We start from the raw sequence: 20679 nt of genomic DNA on the forward strand, positions 1-20679 counted from the left end.
ACCGCTAATCCCTCCCGTGCCATCATCACGCAATGTATACGTCTTTTTTTGAGCCGTATAGTTGATTGCTAGACTACCGCGTGCCGGTGCTGTATCAAGTGTGCGTACATAGTTCAGGCTTTGACTTTCTTTTGTAACCTCAATGAAATCCGTATTTGAAACACGATTTCGAGCAGATGCAGGAGTAAAATTAAAAGTAATGGTTTTACTGCCAGTGCCTGCACCTGCATTCCACTTTATCAGTCCTTTATCATACTCAATCGTGCCTACTGAGATACCTGCAGAGGTTTTTAACTCTCCCGCTTTGTCAGTTACAGCATTAGCATCAAGTTGAAAACTCAAACTACCTGGTAAAATTGGAGAGCCAATAAACGTATTTGTATTGGATCCAATGACTGCTGTAATTTGTCGTGAAATCGGATTTTGACTTGCACCCATCAATGCTGTCGAGGTACCCGAAACATTAAGGTTAATCAACGGCGTTTCAGTTTGAGCCGATGGTACCAACTGTGCAAACATACTTTTGGCCTGAGCCACAGTAGATCCAATTTGAATATCTTCAGTAATCGCAGTTGAGCTAAAGTACTTGCCTGTGTCTGCAACCAAGGTATCACGTAAAATGGTTATTGATTTTTCACCGTTGTACCACTGTTTTGCAGTTAAGCCGACATAGTCAATTTCAAGTGCATCAGACAGCGTATACGTTACGGCTTTGTACTCAACTTCCTTCTGATCAATAATCATTTTTGCAATTCGCGATTCTACTTTTAAAATGCGTGCATATTGCTCATGCATCAAAGCTTTACCTTCGTTTGATATCAGTACAATTGTGGCACCGGGTGACATCTCCTGTTCAGATGGAAACATGGCCACTTGTAGTGTTTTCATTCCAAGCCAATGTGTATCAAGTGGTGTGCCTGCAACTTGAGAGCCTTTTGCTAAGTAGTTTTCAATTCGGTTCTGTGCCGATTTACGCTGATCAGTCCAATTTTTTGTACTGAACAAAAGTGCAGATACATTCGGATCTTTCGGTAATTCAGATACAAATACCGTGGCGCCCATTAATTTATCGGTATCAGCAGTCGTCACGGCGGGAAAAATCTTGCGTAATGAAACACTTCCCATCGTACGATCTAATTCAGAAATATCATCAAATAGGTTGTTACTCCGACCATCAACAATCACTTTGCCGTTGTATTTACCCCCGCCATCGTCGTTATCAGTTAAGCGTTCTGACTCGTAAATCACGAGGTCTTTGGTTTCAATCGGCATCACTTAACTCCAAAAATCGTAATGTCACGTTATATTCTTCATCTTCGGAAACAGATGGGTGATCAAGTACAGGGCGAGCTTCAATTGCTTTCTCTTGATGATTAAAAGCAACATTAAAAGTTCGCTTGTCGTGAAAATACTCAAACTGCAAAGTGAATTGCTCTTGTAGTACCGACCAATCTTTTAGCTTTGAAACTATATGGCGCTTTACCCACGCCATGTTTTTATCAGCCGTGAGTGTGATTAGTCGCCCTGATTTCTTCTTTCCTTCTTGAATAATCAAAGTGCCATCTACAGCTCGTTCCTGAGACTGCTCAATTGGCTGCCAATCAAATTCATCAGACCATAAAAAGCCGTCTGACAATGAGACGGCTTCTGATGTGCTTATGCGTATTAACTTCATCTTTATGTACCCTTTTTGAGCATTTCAAACTCACTCAGCATTTTTTCCATTGCGTCCAAATCAGATGCCGAACCACTTAATGTAGCTGTTTGCGCCCCATTGACTAGCTCTAATCTACGTGTTGATGCAGGTTCACTATTTGTAGGTGTGGAAACAGAAACAGATCCCTTGCCGTTTGCTAAAGCTGCAAGACGTTTTTGAACCTCAATTGAGCCACCTGAAGCGGTTTGTCCTTGAGATAAAAGTTTATCGAATGCAGCATTCAAATAAGCAGCATTACCTGTACCCATGTTTTTCTGCATCGTGTCTTTGTCTTTGGCAAATGCCGCACTCATGATTGAACCCGCAAGCTTTTGAGCCTCCTTGTCGTCATAACCCATGCCTTTTAGCTCAGCTAGTACATCAGCCTTGCTGTATGAGGCAAACGAGCCACCATTAGCCTTACTGCTTTTACTTTCGGCACGTTCTTTCGCCTGAGCTTCTGATCTAGCAGTAAGCGCATCATTCCGAGCATCAGTCGTACTTTTGATTTCTTCTGCAGCATCTCTCGCATCTTGAGCCATACCTCTAAAACCTTGACCTGCTTTACCTGTTGCAGTGCTCAGTCTATTGATGGATTGTTCAGCTTGGCTCATCGATGTAACAACCGCACGCCCCGTATCATCCATTTGAATTTCTAAATTTCGACCGGCACCCACAGCATTTGTTGAGGCTATTACACCTGCATCACCCGAAGTTGCCGCCGCTTGGGCTGCCTTCTCATAAGCCTTTTGAATACCTTCTGCTGTAGCCTGACCACTGTCACGAATTGTGATGTAGTCCATTTGTGCTCGTTGAGCTGCTAACTTTAGATTTTCTTTAGTTTCAATCCCAAGGCGTTTAAATGCTTCTGTAACAGGGTTGATATCATCAGGTAAACCTTGTGCTTGAAGTTTTACAGCAATTAAGCCTTGCTCTACCTGACTTGTCGAAATCTTCCCTTGCTCACCAAACTCGCTTAATTTTTGCTTTGCTAAATCAATTTCAGCTTGGCTTTTTGCCGTTTCAAGCCATTTCAGCCAAGCTTGGTATGTTGCATTTGCAGCTTGCTGACCTGTAGCACCCATTTCTGCTAAGCCAACAACAACAGCACTGACACTTTCCCCCGTTTTTGAAAACCCAGCTGAAACCAAGTTTAAAGCCTGACTAACATCCAGCCCCAATGCTTTGGCTGCTTCAGAAAATGTTGCTTTCTGCTGAACAATTGCCTTGCCTTGCTTGTCATATTCAACAGTTAGACCCTGCGCTTCAAAGTGAAGTTTCTGCTCGGCAGTAATAATGCCGTCTGCGGAGTCAATAATTTGTTGAGCGAGTTTGATTTTTTCTTTGGTAACATCCTCCTTTTTACGTAGCGTTTCAAGATCGCTTTGTGAAACAAGGCTGTCAGCTTGTGTTTGTGATGTTGTTAATTGGTCAATTTGCAACATCGCTTGAGAGTATGCTTCAAAGTCACCACTTTTCTTTGCCTGCGCTGCTATTTGGGATAAGCGAACTTGCTCATCTGAGTGGTTTTTTTGCATTACAAAAGAGGATGCATCCATCTGCTGAATAGCATCATTCGACTGTTGGTGCTGCTCCACTCGTTGTTGACTTGCTTGTGCTTGAGCATTACCGACATCATCCAAACCTAACTTTGCTTGACTATATGCCTCAAAATCACCCGACTTTAATGCGGCATTTGCAGCATCATTCAATCGTACTTTTTCAGATGCAATAAACGCTTCATTTTGAACTATGACATTGCCTGTTTCTTGGGTTGCCACAACTCGATCTTGAACAAGTTTTTTCTCTTCTATTGATAGAGCTTCAAGTTTTGCAAAGCGATCGGCATTTAACTTTGCAGAATCTTCATAGATAGATACTTCTAGTGCGCCTTGATCATTAATTTTAGCAATTACCCCATCACGCAATAATTGCTCTTTGGTTAAATCTCTTAAAACACCTTCATTTAATGCCATTGAAGATTCAGCCAATACTTTGGCTGCTTCAAGTTTATCCTTATTTCGCTGAATACTGGCTTGTGCATTTTTGGATTCAAAACCATCCAACTCTGTGATTTGCGTTAGTATTGCTTTAACGGCTTCTCCATTGCCTGTCTTGCGTGCTTCAGCAAGCTCAACCTCAAGAGCAGCTTTCTTTTGTGCATTTTCAATCAGCTTCCCATTTGCTGCTTCTTCATTGGTAACAATGGTTGCTAACGATTTTTGATTGTCGGCAATCTTTTTCTGGTTTGCTTGCTCTGCATTAAGAACACTGTTATCTAGAGCTTTTTTAGTATCTGATTCAAATTTTAAAGCGCCTTCTCCAGCTTTCGCATAATACTTGTCGCGTTGAGCTGTCAACACCTCATAGTCTTTATCCAGCTTTGCCCTAACATCACCCCATGTAAACATTTTGATGTAATACGTGGTTGCGGCTGCAACATCATAAAAAGCCCCTATTAACAGATTAACCCCAATACCAATTGCTTTCACCCCATCCGACAGGGCGCCCATTACTACCGCTAATCCATTAATAACAACCGCTAAACCATTAACTTTTTCTGATGATCCATCAACTGCACCACCCCAACCAAACAAAATATCAAGACCAGTAAGAAAGACATCATTAACCGCATCACCAACATCAACAATTGTGGAAATTAATGTTTTTAGCGCGTCATAAGCCGTAACAATTGCATTTTTTACAGCTTCAATAGTTGATGGATCTGTTTCACTGAGTCGATCACTAAAATAAGCAGCAACTTGAGCAACATCATTAAATAGTATTTTTAAAACATCTAAATTTTCAGAAAGATAAAGTAGTGTTTGCACAATACCTTTACTCGCGGCATTTGTTGAGTCAATTTCACCAATCAACATTGTGAAATTTGTTTTCACATTCGTCAACGCACCACCAATCGTTGTTGGAATTTTGGTGTACTCTTCAGCAATCACGGCGGATTGTTCTTTAAGGGCTTTAATCACGACTTCGGACGTCAACTGACCTTCGCCTGCCATCGCACGCAATTCACCTTTCGTCACACCTAAACTATCAGCTAATGCGGTGGTTAATCGTGGTGCCTGCTCCATCATAGAGTTGAATTCTTCACCACGAAGAACTCCTGACTGCAAACCTTGAATCAGCTGTGTGATTGCTGCATCAGATGCAGCAGCACTGGCGCCACTAATTTGAATTGACTGGTTAATTGTCTCGGTAATTTGTAGCGCTTGTTTTTGAGTAACACCTAAGTCCTTACCTGCTTGACTGATTCGAGCATATAAATTAGCAGTGGATTCAAGACTTGAAGTTGTGCGAATTGCAACCTGACGAACCCCTTCCAATGAACTATAAAGTTCATCATTGCTTTCAGACACCAAATTTACTTGTGCTGAGATGTTCTGAAAATTGTCAGCAATTTGAGTAAGTTCGTGTACACCAAAACCAATACCGAGTGCAGCCATCGCACCTTGTAGAACATTAACGCTGCGCCCAACTTTATTCATTGCTGAACCAGATCGATCTGCACCTTGTGCCAACTCATTTGTGGCTGTACGTGATGCATTCTCAAAGCCACGTAATGATGTTGTGGCTTGTTCAATACCTGTTTCGAGTTGTCTTACGCGTTGTCTTGCGAGTTCAATATCAGCAGGTGATGCATTTGTTGCAGAAAGTCGATTCACCTCTAAGCGTGCACTTTCAAGTTGTTGCTCATACTGCCGCAATTGTTGTGTTGCATTTTGAGCCATCTGCTCTAATTGTTGACGCGTGTGTGTTGCACTTCGACCATTTTGATCAATGCTATTGCGAGCACCATCCAAGTTCGTAACAAGTTGAGAAATTTGTTGTTGTAGCGGTGAGAGTTCAGAAGTACTCCCCAAATTATCGAGTGCTGTACGTGCTTGCCCAATACCCGTTTCTAACTCACGTACTCGCTGCCTTGCTTGCTCAATATCTTGCGGTGTCGCATTGGTGGCAGATAAGCGGTTAAGCTCAAGCCTTGCTTCGTTTAATTCTTGCTCATAACGCTGAATATCTAATGCTGCACCTTGAGCCATTTGCTCCAATTGCTGACGTGTATGTGTTGAGCTATTACCTGTCGCATCGATACTGCGACGCGCACTATCTAAATTTGTGACAAGAGATGAAACCTCCCCTTGAAACTGACTTGGTACGGGTGGTGTGTTTGAAGCTGCATGCGCTGCATTTTGATAAGCGTTAACAGCAATAGTGGTCTGATGAATACCTCTTTCAAGATTTTGCACTTGATCTTGTGCATTTTGAATATCTTGCGGTGTCGCATTGGTGGCAGATAAGCGATTCAGTTCTAGCCGAGCATCTCGCAATTCATTTTGTAATCGATCAATCGCTTGCTGCCCATACTCGCCCATTTGCCTTAAATTATCAGCACTGAGTTCTGATGCGCCAGAAACACGGTTTAGCTCTTGAGTCACATTATGAAAATTTTGAACTAGCGTGCTGACTTCTTGACTCAGTTGCATTGATTGTCGTAAACGATCTGATTCTTGCTTAATGCGATCAAACATTTTTTTTGCAGCATCAGAACTTCTTTCAAAATTCTGAGTTAAGTTGTTTGTGTCTGCGTTCAGTATTAATTTAAATGTGAGCTCTTTAGCCATTTCAATTTCCTACAGGCATAAAAAAACCGAACTGTGATAGCTCGGCTTAAGGTTAAACATGTTGCAAATGCGTCAGGATTTTCCTTCCTTTTCAGTTTGAGGAAATAAAAATTTATCTTTCAAAAAAGTATAGATGTAAAAAAACCCACTCAATGATGGTTGGGTTTGTAATGGAGGTTGCTTATTTTTCAACTTGTCGATTGATTACATAAAATCTTTTACCATTTTTACAATCCACAAAAGAGGCAATGGTATCTGGAAAATTGTTTTTACCCACAGAATACCCAACATAGATAACTTCATCACATTCGCTTAATTTAGCAATTATATCAGCCGCATTTCGGTCATGTTCTTGGATAGCCTTAAGCCCTGCATCACCTACTTCTTTGTGAAGTTTTGGATATGTACCTTCGGTATATTCACCTAATGCATGTTTATTAATTTTAGACACCATGAACTCCTATTAATAGTATTTTAAAAGCACCCTAGGGTGCTTTTGAATATCATGTACTACTCTTTAAGCTGTATTGGTTTTTACAAGCAGTTGATGATTCTATTGCTTCGGCTAATTTATTGTAATAACTTATTTTTAATTCAGAAATTTTTACATCTGAATTGATACTATTCTGCATAAAATATAAATACATAGAAATCTCATCACCCATAGCATCAAGCAATTTTGCTTTTGCCCCACCTAAACACCCTGAAATATTTAAACTCTTTAATTCATCTTGGATTCTTCTCAACTCAGTCACTGGTGTAGAAACCGCTATACGAGCAGTAGATCCAGCAATATTATCTTGATTTATCCATTTTGAAAGTAGGGATGTGAAAGCACTGTATTCTTGCTGCTCTGATTCAATTTTCTTGGCTTGATCTTGTTGTGCTTTTAATTTGTCTTGTGCAAGTTTCTCCTGTTTGAGTCTTATTTCAATATTTCTAGATTTTTCCCTTTGAGCTGCAACCAACTTCTCCTGCTCTAATTTCTGTTGATGCGTAATCTCCGCCTGTTTCAATCGCTCATGATCTTCCATGTTGTTTTTATTGATGAAATAGCCCATCAAAAGCACCAATACAATAAAAACGCCCACTAAGTACTTCACTCTTAACGCTCCCATGACATATTTGTTATACGCCCTTCAACAACGGTGATCGTATATTTCAGATTACCAATTGTATAGTTGTAATCAATCACAAATAATAGCTTGCCATTTCGATCACGAGTGGTGTATTCATTACTCGCTTCAGGTCGCCCAAGCTTTTGAATCATCGAATTTGGTGAATCACCAATACTTACAACATCAGTTGAAGTGCGAATAGCTCTTGTGTCAGTTGCAGCATAAGTAGCACTTGAAATAGTTAAAGCTAAAGCAATTAATAGTTTTTTCATGTTATCCCCCTCATTATTATTTGAAGAATATACATACAAAATCACATTAGCAACGTGAAAACACTCAAATTTTCATATTCTTAGTAAACTGTTCAAACCCTTTCTTATCAGCATGATATGCAACACGCATTGTGCTCCCGCTGTTTAGTAGTGATGCAGATTCCAACTTCTGCGCGGCTTTTGAATACGCCACAAATGTGCCAAAACTATAATTTAAAATATCGCTGTGCTTGTGTCCGTTGGCAATCAAATACTGAAATGAATCAAACCACGTTGACTCTTTGTCTGATTTTTTACCTTTATTCTTTTTAAAGTAATCCTGATTCGTATTTAAAAGCGCCTCAAATATTTCAAGAAACTTCTCAGGTGCTTCATCCTTTATTTTTAACGCATTATCACCCGTGAGTGTGGTTAATAAGCTGATTAGAATTATCGCTGACAGTTGATTCTTATTGAGGACTTCATGCAGATCAGCAGTAACCCAATTGTCTTTCAATCCTTCGCGTACAGGAAATGCAAACCGCTCTGCTTTATCAATCTCACATACCAGTAATTGGCGAACTTCAATCGAGTAGTCTTCATCAAATTCAACAGACTGGGTTCTATTTTCAGCAAGAAAGAATTCATTCATAGCCAAATCCTCAAAACAGGCACAAAAAAAGACGCTGTTGCGCCATGGTTCTTTATGCCTGTTGTTTTAATTATGCAGCAGCAATTGTCACAACATGCCCATATAAGCCTAGTGTTGCATCAAGACCTTTCGATACATCAGACAAAGACTGACCTGAAATTTCATATTGCCCTAACTCTTCATGAATTAATGGGAACGTGGTTTCAGGTGATTTTTTAGTACGCCATAAACGAACAGCCATGTGTTCACCATTTGCCGTATTGATGCCCTTAAAGAACAATTCATATTCTTTATTGAAATCACTTGCAATGGTTGTATGGCTAACAGCACCTGTGGTGTAGCTTGCTGTTACAGGTTCGGCAACCGCTTCATTGAATTTCACAGTACCAAATACAGCATCAAGCGTGTATTTATCTTTATCCACGGCGGTAGATCCTGCTTTGAATGTGACTTGAGTTAAAGCATAGCCATTCAATTTGATTTCTTGACCAACTTTAACCGTGCCGAGCACTTGATCAGCAACAGTTTTACTTGCTACTTCTGACTTCATACCCGACAAAATGTATTTTAAGTTTTCATCATCCACTTCTTCAAGCTGACCTTTGAAATTCACACCTGTAGTTTTCGTCAAAACCAAATCAGTTGTACGTTGACCCGATGTGCTTTCTTGGTGTTCAACTTGATCTGCCGTAATTTCAAGCTCAAATTCAGGTACGTTACCGATATAGCGCATTTCAGCCGCCACACCATTTTTAATTTCAGATAAGTAGAACTTACCCTGTAGTGAAATATACTTATTCGCCATCTTTTTTAACCTCTTTTGTCAATTTTGTTGGTGCAGATGGCTTCACTTCTTCAGTGATTTTCACTTCTTCAATGATTTTATCTGCTAATAAATGTTTGATCTGGGCATCACTCAGACCACCTACTGTTTCGCCTACTTTGAAGCGCCCCACAGGCTGTAATGCTTTGTGTTGATTAATCATGATTTTCCTTAAACAAAGAATTTAGACTCAAAAACAAGCGTGATATATACACACGTTGTTGAATAATCCTCTTCGACAGCAACCAAATTTAAGGGTCGAATACTCGACTTAGGTTGCCAGCCCGATAATAGTTGTAAAACTTTCATTGTGAGTTGCCCAATACGCTCCAATACGGCTGAGCCATCAAGTAACTGTGATGCAGCATGACGCTCACAAATAGTGACTTCCCACTGTTGGTTCAACATATTTACGGATGACTTTCCAGTATCATCTGTTTTGCGCACGCGGCGATAGTAAACCTGAGCATTTGGAGTTACCTGTGATAACTCTGTCACTTGTGCTGAATTGGCTGGCGTATATATCCTTTTAAAACTCGCAATTTCAGCTAATTTCTCAGAAATTTCACTGCGTACAGCAAAAAAGTTACTTTCTTCTGTCATTTATTAAATGCTCCTCAATTAATTCCAGCACTTCAAGCTCATCACTTTCAGTTAAACCAAGGAATGGGCGACGAGACATATTCACTTTGTATGCTTTACCCATAACATCTTGAGCGAAGTTTGAACGTGCTTTATTCACAAACTTATTGCCAACTAAACCTGTACTCTGATTTTGCTTAAAGTGCACACGGCGCATACGTGCTGCATAACGAATTTCACCACCAAAATGATGAATAGGCCCATACTCAACATTAGTACCAACCTCAACACCATTTGCAGTGACATTATGAGTAATTGAATTCATCAAGCGTGAGGTATCCCTTAATGTTGTACCGCCTTGCCGCTTCACTCGACCCGATATGCGCCATTTACCCTCTAAGCCTTCACCACTTGCCCATCTGCTGCGAATATTGCTTACAATAGAGTGACCAATAGCATCAAATAATTCAGGCTTTTGTTGATCAAAAGCAGCTAAGCGCCCAAGGGTTTGCATTAAAGCAGATTCTGCATCCGCACTAATTGTTATACCAATACCAGACATAAACACCTCACTCGATGCTTGGCATCATGCCCAAAACGGCATCACCAAATACACCGCCTCGATACGTTGTTCCGATCGGCATCGTTGTTGGCGAATTTACAGGCTTTTCTTCAGTCACCTCATTTTGAGCATTAAGAACATTTAGAACAGCCTTTCCATCAGCAACACGCTTTAGAAAATCAATTTCAGCTTTGTAGCGATTTTCAATTTCTTCAGTCGGTTGTTGAAAATAAAGCCGATAACGTGCGATGTTGCACGCTATTCGCCTTAAGGTACTTGGTGTTTCGGGTAAGGGGATGTTGTAACGTACAGCAATGTAGCTATCAATTTCTTCAGAGGCATCTTGTAAAGCCTCCTCAATTGAATTAGCTACTGTTTGCATCGCCTCTAATTGCTGTATCTCCCCTTCCCCGAAACGCGCTTCCAAATCGTTTTTAGTGGCGTACATAGATCACCTATTTTTCAGTTACGGGCTTTGCTGTGGTTTTCTTTTCGGTACCACTGGCTTTCTCAAGATCAGCAACCTTTACCTTCAACTCTGCGACTTCGGCTTCCGCTTTGTCTTTTCCAGCAACAAGGATTTCCTCATTAGCCTTCAGCTCTGCGACTTCGGCTTCAAGTTCAGCCAAACGTGCAGCAGAATCACCCGTTTTGGGTTCCTCAGGCTCTTGATATTCTTCAATTGCACCAGATGCTAAAAGGGCTTGAAGTTGTTTAGACTCAAGCCCTTTGATTTCTTCACCTGGTCGGAAATGACCGATGGATTGTTTTGCAATGTACTTTGGCATTTATTTCCCCTTATACAAACCCACGACCACCAACAAGACCATTCTTATTGTTTGGAACTGCGAGCGGTGATGATTCGGCTAGCATTTGGATGCTAGATGGATTCTTTTCCTGCCATTGGCTCAAATAAAATTCTAACGCTTGGCCAAAAGCTTCTACGTTTTGAAGAGCACAATGTGCAATCCAACCATTTGCATCAGATACAAGACCAAAGAAGTCTTCAGGAATAAAGCGTTCAGATGCACCACCACCAATGCTGTGTTGCACATCATAAGTCCAAATTTCGATGTTATCGACAGTGCCACGGAATTGCGGCTTATCTTTATGATCAAATGTTGGTGTTAATGGGACGCTAATACCGGCATATGGTGCAATGAATTTTTCTTTAAACTCAGGGTCTTTAATCAAGGTGCTATACACCTTTGATGTAGTAAGTGCCATTGTCGGGGATGTACCTGAGTGCTCTACAGATAAATCAATCATTGCTTGCCAATCATCCATCGGCTTAGAACCAACTTGTCCCCACTTGATCAATGGTGCGAAATTACATGCAGGATTACGCTCATAATCCACCTCGTACATCGGGAAGTCTGCTGAAGCAAATGTAGTTTTACCGTAGAGTAATACATCACGCGCAATCAATAACTTTCGATTCTCAATCGATTGACGCAAATACAATGCTTTTTGTGCTTGATCAATTAGGAGTAAATCAGCATCACTTAAACGATTTGATCCTGTTGCAATCACACCAAATTTTCGTAGTTGGCTAATTAAAGCTGTATTTTGTACTTCACTTGGCATTACAGTCATCATTGGTTTTAAGTAAGCCGGTTTAACGAATTTAACGTTACCTGACTCACCCACTTTAATTTGACGACCTGCAGCTGTAGGTGTAACGAATGGTGCAAGTGGCGTAGCTGTATTTAATTCACCAACTGGAACTTCTTTTTTAGTATATGAAACACGCTGAGGAAAGAAACGATCAATCAACCAGGTATCAACCTTCTGAGTTGTATCGGTTAATAATACCAATTGTGGTACATCTAATAATTCAACAGGTGCATTCTGAAACGTAAATGATTGACTCATTATTAATTACCTACCACTTTTCGTAATTCGATTTTATTTTTCAATGCTTGTGCACGCACTGAATCCATTTGCGCTGTAGTTAGAGCAACCCCCTTTACTGTGACTACTGCCACATCGAATGCTCCTTGCACATATAGCGGCATTTCAATGTTATTTGCTGCGTGATATGTTGACTGCTGAATTGAAAAGTCTTGTACTACAATCGCTTCCCAAGCCCCCAAAGCATCACCAGTAAAAGTTGGATGTGTAACTACATTGTTTGCATCTACATGCACCAAATCGCCACGCTTATATGCTACGGCTGTAGTTGGTTTCGCATTTTCCGTACGAACGTTATCGCCAACTACAAGTTGATTGATAACAATGTTTTCTGTAACTGTATTTCCCATGATTATTTCGCCTCTTGTGCTGCGGCAAATTTACCAAATGCTTGGTCAAGTGCTGAGCCTTGGTTGTGACCCGCATTAAATTGATTTTGCTCACCACCCGTAGCTTGATGACTAAACAAATGAGCTAAATGAGGTGGTACTGTATTATTTTGCGGTTGGTTTTGGTTTTCCGATGGCTTTGTTGAGAATTGGCGTAGCTGCTTAGCTGTAAAGCTAAATACAGCATCATCCATATCTGTATATGATTTCGTATCTTCAACGCTAAAAGTTGTATTTAACTCAGCTTGAAGCGCTGCAATATCTTCGGTACGTTTTGTTGCTTTAAACTGTTTAAGCTCAGCCAAAGCATTATCACGCTCTGTTTCAGCCTGTTTCTGTTTTGCTTGCGCTTGTTCTAATTCGGTCACATTTGTGTCCTCTTGCTTGAATTGACTTGTTTTAGATTGATGGCTTGCTGCCACCGCTGATGTGTTGTCATCCGCACCTAAAGCGCAGAAAGACACTTCGCGAATACGACCACCTCGAAAGATGGTGATAGGAGCATTTAGGGTTCGGCCATTTACAACGACTTGACCACGCTCCACCTCTTCAATTGATGATGGGTCAATGTAGACTGACATTTGCCAAGGAAAGCCCTCATCACTATCACTAGCAACCTGTTGACCGTATGCATTGGTTAGCAAATCCCCACTAACCTTTAAGCCCGATGTATTGTCTTTGGTAAACTGTGTCACCACACCCACACGGCGGCCTGTATCATGGTCTAAGAGTGCTGCCAAAGGGGTATCGACCTGCATCGAATCAAGATCAAAAATCACATCACCCCAATAGTAATGCCCTTGAATTGGCTCACCGCTGTATGCAATGCCATTAAATTTACGCAGGTCGCTTGTTTCAGTTTTTACGCTGATTTCAAAAGGATTGGCTTTAAATTGCAGTACCTTTTGCTCTATCTTTTTTTCCTCTGGCATTTTCATGCTCCAATAAAAAACCGCCCTAAGGCGGTCGGAATTCATTTAATTTCAATGCGGGCTAAGTAATGTGTTGCCCAATCAGGAAACCTATTAAGATGCCTACGATCAACCAAAACCATGCTTGATAATAAAATGGTAGAATGTACTCAAATTCACTCTCATTGATTAAAACTAATGCTGGCGGTTCTACATATTCAGGCTTTGACTCTCTATTCATATCCAACCCACTTACTATAAATTTTGTTATTAGCAATAAATAACATCGTAGCAACATCATCCGTATACTTCAAAATAACATCAGTGTTGGTAACACTCACAACTTCAAGATTCATATTTGGCGCAAGCAAAGCACCATCAAGACCATTGATTTTACTCAGATCAATCGCTTTGCCTTTCATATCTAATATTGTGATGTTTTTACCTGCACTTTCAGCGGTTTTGAATAATGTCGGTGTCTGAATCCCAATCACATTACCTTTTTGCAGATTTAAAGCATCAAAGCCTTTCAGATTATTACCTGTCAGCTTGTTTTTAAGATTCTTCGCAAAATTAAGCATTGAGTTAAAAGAATCATTCATCCAATCAAAAATAGACTTAGATTTACGATCCTGACCCTTTTTGATGACAGACTCTTTCAGTAAATCAGTCAGCATTTCATCTTCAGTGGACAGCTCCACTACAAATCGACCATGGGACGGTGCAATATCCCTCCCTTTACTTGCCACATCTTCAAATAAATCATCAAGAATTTTTCGATTTGTATCAGTTAGGGGTTTCAATGCTTCGTGAATACTGTCATTTGCTTGTTGATGTACCACCGCTGTTTCTTTCATATCAAGCAATTCAGCAGTTTGCGTTGCATCCAAAATATTGTCGTTAATTTTTTGATCTAACACTTGATTTAGATTTCTACTGTAAGTCGCAGGACTGAATGACCAGCCGTTATCAACAACATTAGTGGGTAGCTGATCATCAGCTGTAATGCCCGATCTTAATGCCTGTTTTTCAGTAATCGCCAACACTGAGCATCTACACTGATATCCATTAGGTGGATAGTGAGTCTGCCAAAATGGATCATCAATATGACGAATCACCGCATCTAAAGCCAAATGTGTAGGACGTGTCCGACTGTCATTGATCGCTGTATATTTCAGGTATGGACGATGTTCTTTACCCTTGTGTTGCTGTTGCCAACGCCCATGTGCATAGGCGTTCTGCATATTGGTGCGGTACACATTAGCAAGATGATGCTCACTCAGTTCAATGCCTTCCGCTTCGACCTGTTTTTTAAACTCTTGAAATGTACCACCACTTTCAAGCGAATCATCCACCAATCTTAGTACGGTTTTAATTTGCTCCACGGCGGCTAAACGACTGACTGTCCCTGCATATTGACGTGTATTCAGATCAAGAGAATAAAACTCATCGGCTAAAATGATGTTTCGTTCTCTCGCATAGCGCAAAGCATCCACATAATCGACCATGTTTATTTCCTTTGCTGTGCATGCACATAACCCATTACATCTGCCATAAATAGCGCTTTAGACATGACAATTTCAAACTCATCGACATTAGCGCCTTTGGTTGCTGAATAGAGCTTGGTCATTAAGTCATTATGATCTTTAGCATCCTGCACAATCTTTTGCAGCTGCTCATCCGTCATGAGAACTTTAGGCTGATCATGTGCTGTTTGTTCAAGCTCCTGTTGCTCAGGGGTAATCTGCTGTACACCTGCTTTAAAACTAAAAGCCTGCTTAGGTAACGCGCTAAATTGAGGTGCCACCTTGGTGTCACTTACAGGTGTCACTTCAGCTACATCACCATCTTGCAAACCGTATTCGCGCTGAAAATATTCAGGTGTAAGATTTGCACCGGCATTCTTTAAGTGTGAATCACGCTCAGCCTGTTCTTTATTGAGGGGCTTAGCTTTTTCACCGACCAGTACTTTATGCTTAGGCCACTGGTTCAGGGTACATAACGCATTGACCAAAGTTTGTATCGTCGGTGTCACCAAACGAATATCAGATTTAAGCTTATCTTGACGCACGTTCTCATGCACTTGACCTAAGGCATGGCTACCACCACCATCATTGCCACTGGTCAGTGTTTGCCCTAGAACAACCTTTTGGATTTGGCGCATCAATTGATCATTGAATGATTCAAATGAAGAACCTGCTGAGCCATTCCCTGGTGTTGAAAGCAGTTGCACATCATCTTTATTATCAATCGTCAATACACTTTGAGCATGTGCATTTAACAAAGCATTGTTCATAGCCGTTGTGGTGGTATCTCTGCTACCCACCTTGGCAAGTAAAATTGGTGTACCAAACTTTTCAAGAAACTTTGCCCAAAACTTAAAGCCATTCTGTTTAAAGAAAAATAACCAATACAGTGTAGCCAACAAAGCTTTGCCGTAAGGCTGTTCATAAGTTGCTTTACGCCTTGTCAGTAAGAATTTGAATTTTTGGTCTACTTCCTTTTCCATACCATTGCCATCAGCGCGATAAATTAAACGCCCATCAGCTTTAGGCTCAAACCACTGCATCGGCTTTTCACCAACCCATTGCACACCGACATGACCTGATGATTTCTGTTCATAGACGACTTCTTGCACCGAATAACCAAAAAACAAGGCATTTACCGCACCACCCGCAATTTCACAGAACCATTCATTCAATTCTTGGCGAAGTAATTCAGCCTCAGGCGTGTCACTTGGCTCAATACGAAACGGCGTTGCCAATAGCGCATCAATACGTGTTTCGACTGCTTGTGCAACCTCATCATCATCTAACAATATTTTTAGGCGGTGACGTGCAATACCTGCTTTACGTAGTACTTCATCAATATCGGGTTGACGTCCGAAGTTATATATAAACTGCGAGACAGCTTCTTGAGTGTGCAAGTTTCCATAAGACAAAGCCTTTGCCTTGTCTTTCTTTGGCTTTGCCATATTGGTTCCTTATTAATAAATGCGAGAGCCTGCACCTGCAGGTTGAAGACCTTTGCGACCTTGAACACCACTAAAACAAATCATGACACTGTCTGCCCGGTTAGGAGATAAAGCGCCATCAGGTTGCTTATTGACTAGAATTTTTCCTGCACCATTTTTGGTGTAAGTGGGTTGAGATAACTCGGTTGTTAGTGCCTCAAGCTCAGTCTTTGGTAGATCTGCACTTGATAAGGAGATAATCGCATCAGGATCAAACTCCATGCCATTGAGTGCTCGGTGTGTATTTTGGAATCGCATGCGGAGTGACCACCACGCTTGTGCCTTAAGGTTTGCAAAGAAATCGACGTTCTTTCGTGCCTCAACCATTTCTTCATCGGGTTCAAACACAGAACCTGACCCACGGAATGGATCAACATTAACGTTTGGAATGCCTTTATTGTGATTCAGCTCATTAATAACGCGTGCATCACCTCGACATCCAGCTCCCAAACCATCAGCATCGTAAAGGAAGCGATCTAAATTACGGTCTAAACTGATATCAATGGCTTTCTGCGTTGTTCCAAAAATATCATCACCAACGCCTGACCATGTACCCAGGTACTGCAAGACAACGCCGTGACGATCTGCAAATGAGTTCTTATCCCTACCTTCATCTGCAACATCAAGACCACCAATACGCTCACCTGATGGTCGAATCTTAAGCTTAATATGTGCATCAATAGAGGCTTGCACCCAAGCACTTGGAATCAATACACCTTCAACTGATGCTGCATAGTTGATATCTACTTCCTGCGCCAACACTACATCATCAAGTGTGGCCAACTGTTTTTCATACCATGGATGGATCTCTTTACCGTTGTATGAAACTGTCCAATTCTTATCAGGATTAGCTCTCCAAGGCATCGTAAACACGGCGTAACGTCCGCTAAAACGATCACGATAGAATCGATCACCAATACCGTTGGGGGTAGATCCTTTGATATGCACATTGGTGTTTTGCGAAATAGCAGCGTCAACGGCTTCCTGACGTTCTACGAATGCCCATTCATCAAGGAAGTACATTGTGGTACGTCCACCACGACCAATATTGTCCCCTGCTTCACCTGTGATTGTTGCGCCGTTGTCAGGATTAATGATCCGCATATAGTTATCATGCACTTTCTCGACAAAACCCTTAGGCTTCATCCAATCAGGCATTTTAGAGAACATGTCACGGAACTTATGAAATAAAGTTTTAGGATCTCCCTTTTTATCTACCAATTCCTCCTTACGACTTCCTACACCCCCTGCAAAACCTTCCACAAACAGCCAACGATGCAGGAAAAAGCCCAATACAACGTATGACATGCCCTCATCACGGCTTTTCTCAATTAAGCCATGGGTCTGTGTATTTTCACGTTCTAAAAGCCAATCGACTAATTCCACCTGTTTAGGGCGAAGTACGAAAGGAATGTTGGCAGGTAAACCAAAAGACATACCACGCGGATCATAGGTCCATATCCAATGATTAAACCAATGGATTGGATCAGTCTTACATTTGTAAATCTCTGCCTGCCGACTCAAATCATTTTGCTCAATCACAGCCTTGTAGTAATAACGGCGCGTCATTTCAGCCACAACCTCAGGCAAACGCATATTCACTGTCCACTCTTTGATGAGTGGTGCGATTTCCTCTAATGCATACGTCATAACTTACCTGTAATCACTAATCGTGAAAGCTCCTGAGGTGTCATTTTTGCAAGTTCTTCAGGGGTGTGTTTAGGTTGAGATTGTTTTTGTTCATTCTCAGTCTTAATCGCACCGCCGTTAGCACCTGTGATTTCTTGCTTGGTAACACGCCCATCGGTTTCTTGAAAAGCTTGCTTGAGTAGATTTTGTTTTGCTCGCTTATTGCGTCCTGAATCGTCATACATTTTTTGAAGTTCATTAAGGCGAAAGGCTTTATTTGCAATGGCAATGTCTTCGATATTCTCTCGAAATTCTTTACGTGAGCGCTCAAAAAGGTCTTTTAATTTTTTACTTAGATTGCGACCTGCAAACTTTGTTGGATCGTAATTTTCACATTGTCTACGGTCAATTTCGATACCATATCTTTGCATGACAGCATCAGCCACTTGTTGAGGGGTTTCAAAGCAAGCAAGAGACTGAACTATAAACATTTTTACAGGCTCTTTTAGTGCTGCCATAAACTCACCTTTGTCATGCTACGTCATGCAAGCTAGCCAAAAAAAAGAGCCCGTAGGCTCAATTAATCACACACGTTCCACAACACGCTGAAATATTGGTTTCTGATACGAATGGTGCATTCTTCGCAATTTCAATAAGCCGTTTGACTGATTCGTCAGCACCCCATCTTTTGGTCTCACCGAAGAATACTTCCACGTCGTGACCTGCCAAGTAATGCTTAGGTAGGCCTGTGTGGTCACTATAGATCGGCTCACCATCTTCATCACGTTCTACGCCGATGTGATAAAGCTCATGCTCGATGAGTCTGCAAAATTCACGATCAGTCGTATTTTCACAATAACTTGCATCAATCGTAATAAGGTAGACCGGCACAAATCCAAACCAATCGCGCATCTGCTGCTCTTGTCGAGCTTTCTTCCATCCACCTTGGTTGAACATCACCTTTTCACATTGACCTAAGACCATACGCTTTTTGGCCATAGCAGCAGATGAAGCCCAAGCGAATGCAAGAAAGGTTTCATCATCGTGAATTAGCTCAGCAATATGATCATGGTCAGGGTTATGAAGTTCACCGCCAATGGTTAGCCAATTCTTAACCACCCATTCCTTTAGATCCACGGCGGGCGCAAGGCGTATTGTTTCTTCTGCCTCAGCTTGGTCAATCAAGTCTGTCGGTGGGAATGGTCTGATCTGTTCCATATTTCATCCAATAAAAAACCCACCATTAGGTGGGTCATCTTTACTTCTCACTAAAGATATTTCTGTTTTAAAACATCTAAATCATCTAAAAGTTTTTTGCCTAATAATAAACTTGCTTGAGTGCTGACATGGGTTTGCTTGTCTTTAGGATTAAACTGATAATCGGCAAAATGACGTTCTTCTTTTAGCACTTTCAATTCTCGACTAAAACGACTGAGTGTTAAATCCATATTTTTACGTTGAAGTACTAATAAGCAGTTGGTGTATTTTTCATGAGAATTACCCTCAACTTCTTTTATTTCAGCAGAAAAACGCTGGTCTATCCAATCTCGTGTAGCTAAATACACTGCATAATATACACGCCCAACCACAGTGCGATTAGTTGCTTCATCTTTTTCAGTATTTACATCATGTAAATTTTTAGCAACAGTATAAAAGTCTTGAGTATCCATTTAAGCAACAAACTCACTTTCTTTTATTAAAAAAGTGCTGTGTTTGACATAGATCACCACTTTATCTATTTGCTGTCTCTCTTCTTCATTAGCTTCTGCATACCATTCCATAATTCTATCTTGTAAATGGCTGTTAAAATCAAATAATTCTTGAGCATTATCAATGGCTGTATGTACGGTTATGATTAAATCCTGAGCTTCGTAATTAAAGAAAGATTGAGTTTTACCATTATATTGTGCATAAAACTCTTGATAAAATAATGCCATGAGTTTTCTATAAACAGGTAAAGAAATACCCAATTGCTGAGTTTGGTGTATTCTTTCGTACACGCTGTATTTATCAAACTCACTTAATTTTAAATCCAATTGAGCATCACCATATGAATCTGCAACAAGATAGGTGGATACCATATGTTCTAGTAGAGCATCCAATTCTTGAGTATTCTCAAATTTTTGTTTCAATGCCAATCGGTAGGTTGCAATAAAAGCATCGATATCTGCTGTCTCAATATAAAGCTTTAATAACTTTTCCCACGCAATATAAGATTGATTATTCGTCAATTTCAACACATTTTTTAAAATATCAACCGCTATATCATAATGATTATAGTAAGCTTCTACACTCGATTGATCACATTGTGCTTGTATAGGGTCATCTACTGCTAAGCTTCTAACAATATGAATTAATTTTCTTTTATTAAACTCTTCATTTTTTAGATTTTTTTTCCCGCCTTTCCCTATCACATTATATAGATACTTAATATCAGGTGCTGGGTTTGCATGGCTCATGGGATATACCCTAAATGTGAAAAACACTATTAATGATTAATAT

General features: G+C 40.6%; 23 protein-coding genes. All 23 read right to left on the bottom strand.

Annotated features, from left to right (window positions below; genetic code table 11):
* Window positions 1-1261 precede the first annotated feature (1261 nt).
* Window positions 1262-1675, bottom strand: coding sequence for a hypothetical protein (locus tag ACK1JC_RS10420; RefSeq protein ID WP_409511802.1), 414 nt, complete (start codon window positions 1673-1675; stop codon window positions 1262-1264).
* A 2-nt stretch (window positions 1676-1677) separates the two neighbouring features.
* Entirely contained in the window at window positions 1678-6333 is a 4656-nt protein-coding gene (locus tag ACK1JC_RS10425) for a tape measure protein (protein ID WP_409511803.1), read from the bottom strand.
* Between the two features lie 181 nt (window positions 6334-6514).
* Window positions 6515-6784, bottom strand: coding sequence for a hypothetical protein (locus tag ACK1JC_RS10430; protein WP_409511804.1), 270 nt, complete (start codon window positions 6782-6784; stop codon window positions 6515-6517).
* Between the two features lie 52 nt (window positions 6785-6836).
* Window positions 6837-7436, bottom strand: coding sequence for a hypothetical protein (locus ACK1JC_RS10435; RefSeq protein WP_409511805.1), 600 nt, complete (start codon window positions 7434-7436; stop codon window positions 6837-6839).
* Between the two features lie 2 nt (window positions 7437-7438).
* Complete coding sequence (locus ACK1JC_RS10440; protein WP_409511806.1) at window positions 7439-7723, bottom strand: hypothetical protein; 285 nt, start codon at window positions 7721-7723, stop codon at window positions 7439-7441.
* Window positions 7724-7787: 64 nt separating this feature from the next.
* Window positions 7788-8354, bottom strand: a complete 567-nt coding sequence (locus ACK1JC_RS10445; RefSeq protein WP_409511854.1) for a hypothetical protein — start codon at window positions 8352-8354, stop codon at window positions 7788-7790.
* 70 nt (window positions 8355-8424) lie between these two features.
* Complete coding sequence (locus ACK1JC_RS10450) at window positions 8425-9159, bottom strand: hypothetical protein (protein ID WP_409511807.1); 735 nt, start codon at window positions 9157-9159, stop codon at window positions 8425-8427.
* Complete coding sequence (locus ACK1JC_RS10455; protein ID WP_409511808.1) at window positions 9149-9340, bottom strand: hypothetical protein; 192 nt, start codon at window positions 9338-9340, stop codon at window positions 9149-9151. Before ACK1JC_RS10455 ends, ACK1JC_RS10450 begins: the two co-directional genes overlap by 11 nt.
* Window positions 9341-9348: 8 nt before the next feature.
* The gene (locus tag ACK1JC_RS10460; protein WP_409511809.1) at window positions 9349-9780 is read right to left on the bottom strand and encodes a hypothetical protein; all 432 of its coding nucleotides are present in this window, start codon (window positions 9778-9780) and stop codon (window positions 9349-9351) included.
* A complete protein-coding gene (locus ACK1JC_RS10465; RefSeq protein WP_409511810.1) occupies window positions 9764-10321 on the bottom strand; it encodes a phage virion morphogenesis protein in 558 nt (185 codons plus the stop codon). The genes ACK1JC_RS10460 and ACK1JC_RS10465 overlap by 17 nt, the downstream gene beginning before the upstream one ends.
* Window positions 10322-10328: 7 nt before the next feature.
* A complete protein-coding gene (locus tag ACK1JC_RS10470) occupies window positions 10329-10769 on the bottom strand; it encodes a gp436 family protein (RefSeq protein ID WP_409511811.1) in 441 nt (146 codons plus the stop codon).
* Window positions 10770-10776: 7 nt separating this feature from the next.
* The gene (locus ACK1JC_RS10475; protein ID WP_409511812.1) at window positions 10777-11109 is read right to left on the bottom strand and encodes a hypothetical protein; all 333 of its coding nucleotides are present in this window, start codon (window positions 11107-11109) and stop codon (window positions 10777-10779) included.
* Window positions 11110-11119: 10 nt separating this feature from the next.
* The gene (locus ACK1JC_RS10480) at window positions 11120-12196 is read right to left on the bottom strand and encodes a major capsid protein (RefSeq protein ID WP_409511813.1); all 1077 of its coding nucleotides are present in this window, start codon (window positions 12194-12196) and stop codon (window positions 11120-11122) included.
* Window positions 12197-12198: 2 nt separating this feature from the next.
* A complete protein-coding gene (locus tag ACK1JC_RS10485) occupies window positions 12199-12585 on the bottom strand; it encodes a hypothetical protein (RefSeq protein WP_409511814.1) in 387 nt (128 codons plus the stop codon).
* A 2-nt stretch (window positions 12586-12587) separates the two neighbouring features.
* Window positions 12588-13556, bottom strand: coding sequence for a hypothetical protein (locus ACK1JC_RS10490; protein ID WP_409511815.1), 969 nt, complete (start codon window positions 13554-13556; stop codon window positions 12588-12590).
* 61 nt (window positions 13557-13617) lie between these two features.
* Window positions 13618-13776 (bottom strand): hypothetical protein, encoded by a 159-nt coding sequence (locus tag ACK1JC_RS10495; protein WP_409511816.1) that lies wholly within the window; start codon window positions 13774-13776, stop codon window positions 13618-13620.
* Entirely contained in the window at window positions 13769-15043 is a 1275-nt protein-coding gene (locus ACK1JC_RS10500) for a phage minor head protein (protein ID WP_409511817.1), read from the bottom strand. The genes ACK1JC_RS10495 and ACK1JC_RS10500 overlap by 8 nt, the downstream gene beginning before the upstream one ends.
* A 2-nt stretch (window positions 15044-15045) precedes the next feature.
* A complete protein-coding gene (locus tag ACK1JC_RS10505; protein WP_409511818.1) occupies window positions 15046-16509 on the bottom strand; it encodes a DUF935 family protein in 1464 nt (487 codons plus the stop codon).
* A 12-nt stretch (window positions 16510-16521) separates the two neighbouring features.
* Window positions 16522-18198 (bottom strand): terminase, encoded by a 1677-nt coding sequence (locus ACK1JC_RS10510; RefSeq protein ID WP_409511819.1) that lies wholly within the window; start codon window positions 18196-18198, stop codon window positions 16522-16524.
* Window positions 18195-18695, bottom strand: a complete 501-nt coding sequence (locus tag ACK1JC_RS10515; protein WP_409511820.1) for a DUF2280 domain-containing protein — start codon at window positions 18693-18695, stop codon at window positions 18195-18197. The genes ACK1JC_RS10510 and ACK1JC_RS10515 overlap by 4 nt, the downstream gene beginning before the upstream one ends.
* A gap of 58 nt (window positions 18696-18753) precedes the next feature.
* Entirely contained in the window at window positions 18754-19395 is a 642-nt protein-coding gene (locus ACK1JC_RS10520; RefSeq protein WP_409511821.1) for a putative metallopeptidase, read from the bottom strand.
* A 50-nt stretch (window positions 19396-19445) separates the two neighbouring features.
* Window positions 19446-19847, bottom strand: coding sequence for a hypothetical protein (locus tag ACK1JC_RS10525; protein WP_409511822.1), 402 nt, complete (start codon window positions 19845-19847; stop codon window positions 19446-19448).
* Window positions 19848-20636: a hypothetical protein gene (locus ACK1JC_RS10530; protein ID WP_409511823.1), complete on the bottom strand. Its 789-nt coding sequence runs from the start codon at window positions 20634-20636 to the stop codon at window positions 19848-19850.
* Between the last annotated feature and the right edge of the window lie 43 nt (window positions 20637-20679).

It is taken from the genome of Acinetobacter sp. TY2 (assembly GCF_046269225.1).
Lineage (GTDB): Bacteria > Pseudomonadota > Gammaproteobacteria > Pseudomonadales > Moraxellaceae > Acinetobacter.

Bases quoted from the DNA above. Each gene is read 5' to 3' on its own strand.
- ACK1JC_RS10520 (WP_409511821.1), bottom strand. From the start codon at position 19,395: ATGGAACAGATCAGACCATTCCCACCGACAGACTTGATTGACCAAGCT.
- ACK1JC_RS10475 (WP_409511812.1), bottom strand. From the start codon at position 11,109: ATGCCAAAGTACATTGCAAAACAATCCATCGGTCATTTCCGACCAGGT.
- ACK1JC_RS10480 (WP_409511813.1), bottom strand. From the start codon at position 12,196: ATGAGTCAATCATTTACGTTTCAGAATGCACCTGTTGAATTATTAGAT.
- ACK1JC_RS10440 (WP_409511806.1), bottom strand. From the start codon at position 7,723: ATGAAAAAACTATTAATTGCTTTAGCTTTAACTATTTCAAGTGCTACT.
- ACK1JC_RS10485 (WP_409511814.1), bottom strand. From the start codon at position 12,585: ATGGGAAATACAGTTACAGAAAACATTGTTATCAATCAACTTGTAGTT.
- ACK1JC_RS10455 (WP_409511808.1), bottom strand. From the start codon at position 9,340: ATGATTAATCAACACAAAGCATTACAGCCTGTGGGGCGCTTCAAAGTA.
- ACK1JC_RS10425 (WP_409511803.1), bottom strand. From the start codon at position 6,333: ATGGCTAAAGAGCTCACATTTAAATTAATACTGAACGCAGACACAAAC.
- ACK1JC_RS10420 (WP_409511802.1), bottom strand. From the start codon at position 1,675: ATGAAGTTAATACGCATAAGCACATCAGAAGCCGTCTCATTGTCAGAC.
- ACK1JC_RS10465 (WP_409511810.1), bottom strand. From the start codon at position 10,321: ATGTCTGGTATTGGTATAACAATTAGTGCGGATGCAGAATCTGCTTTA.
- ACK1JC_RS10490 (WP_409511815.1), bottom strand. From the start codon at position 13,556: ATGCCAGAGGAAAAAAAGATAGAGCAAAAGGTACTGCAATTTAAAGCC.
- ACK1JC_RS10460 (WP_409511809.1), bottom strand. From the start codon at position 9,780: ATGACAGAAGAAAGTAACTTTTTTGCTGTACGCAGTGAAATTTCTGAG.
- ACK1JC_RS10525 (WP_409511822.1), bottom strand. From the start codon at position 19,847: ATGGATACTCAAGACTTTTATACTGTTGCTAAAAATTTACATGATGTA.
- ACK1JC_RS10500 (WP_409511817.1), bottom strand. From the start codon at position 15,043: ATGGTCGATTATGTGGATGCTTTGCGCTATGCGAGAGAACGAAACATC.
- ACK1JC_RS10505 (WP_409511818.1), bottom strand. From the start codon at position 16,509: ATGGCAAAGCCAAAGAAAGACAAGGCAAAGGCTTTGTCTTATGGAAAC.
- ACK1JC_RS10450 (WP_409511807.1), bottom strand. From the start codon at position 9,159: ATGGCGAATAAGTATATTTCACTACAGGGTAAGTTCTACTTATCTGAA.
- ACK1JC_RS10470 (WP_409511811.1), bottom strand. From the start codon at position 10,769: ATGTACGCCACTAAAAACGATTTGGAAGCGCGTTTCGGGGAAGGGGAG.
- ACK1JC_RS10530 (WP_409511823.1), bottom strand. From the start codon at position 20,636: ATGAGCCATGCAAACCCAGCACCTGATATTAAGTATCTATATAATGTG.
- ACK1JC_RS10495 (WP_409511816.1), bottom strand. From the start codon at position 13,776: ATGAATAGAGAGTCAAAGCCTGAATATGTAGAACCGCCAGCATTAGTT.
- ACK1JC_RS10510 (WP_409511819.1), bottom strand. From the start codon at position 18,198: ATGACGTATGCATTAGAGGAAATCGCACCACTCATCAAAGAGTGGACA.
- ACK1JC_RS10445 (WP_409511854.1), bottom strand. From the start codon at position 8,354: ATGAATGAATTCTTTCTTGCTGAAAATAGAACCCAGTCTGTTGAATTT.
- ACK1JC_RS10515 (WP_409511820.1), bottom strand. From the start codon at position 18,695: ATGGCAGCACTAAAAGAGCCTGTAAAAATGTTTATAGTTCAGTCTCTT.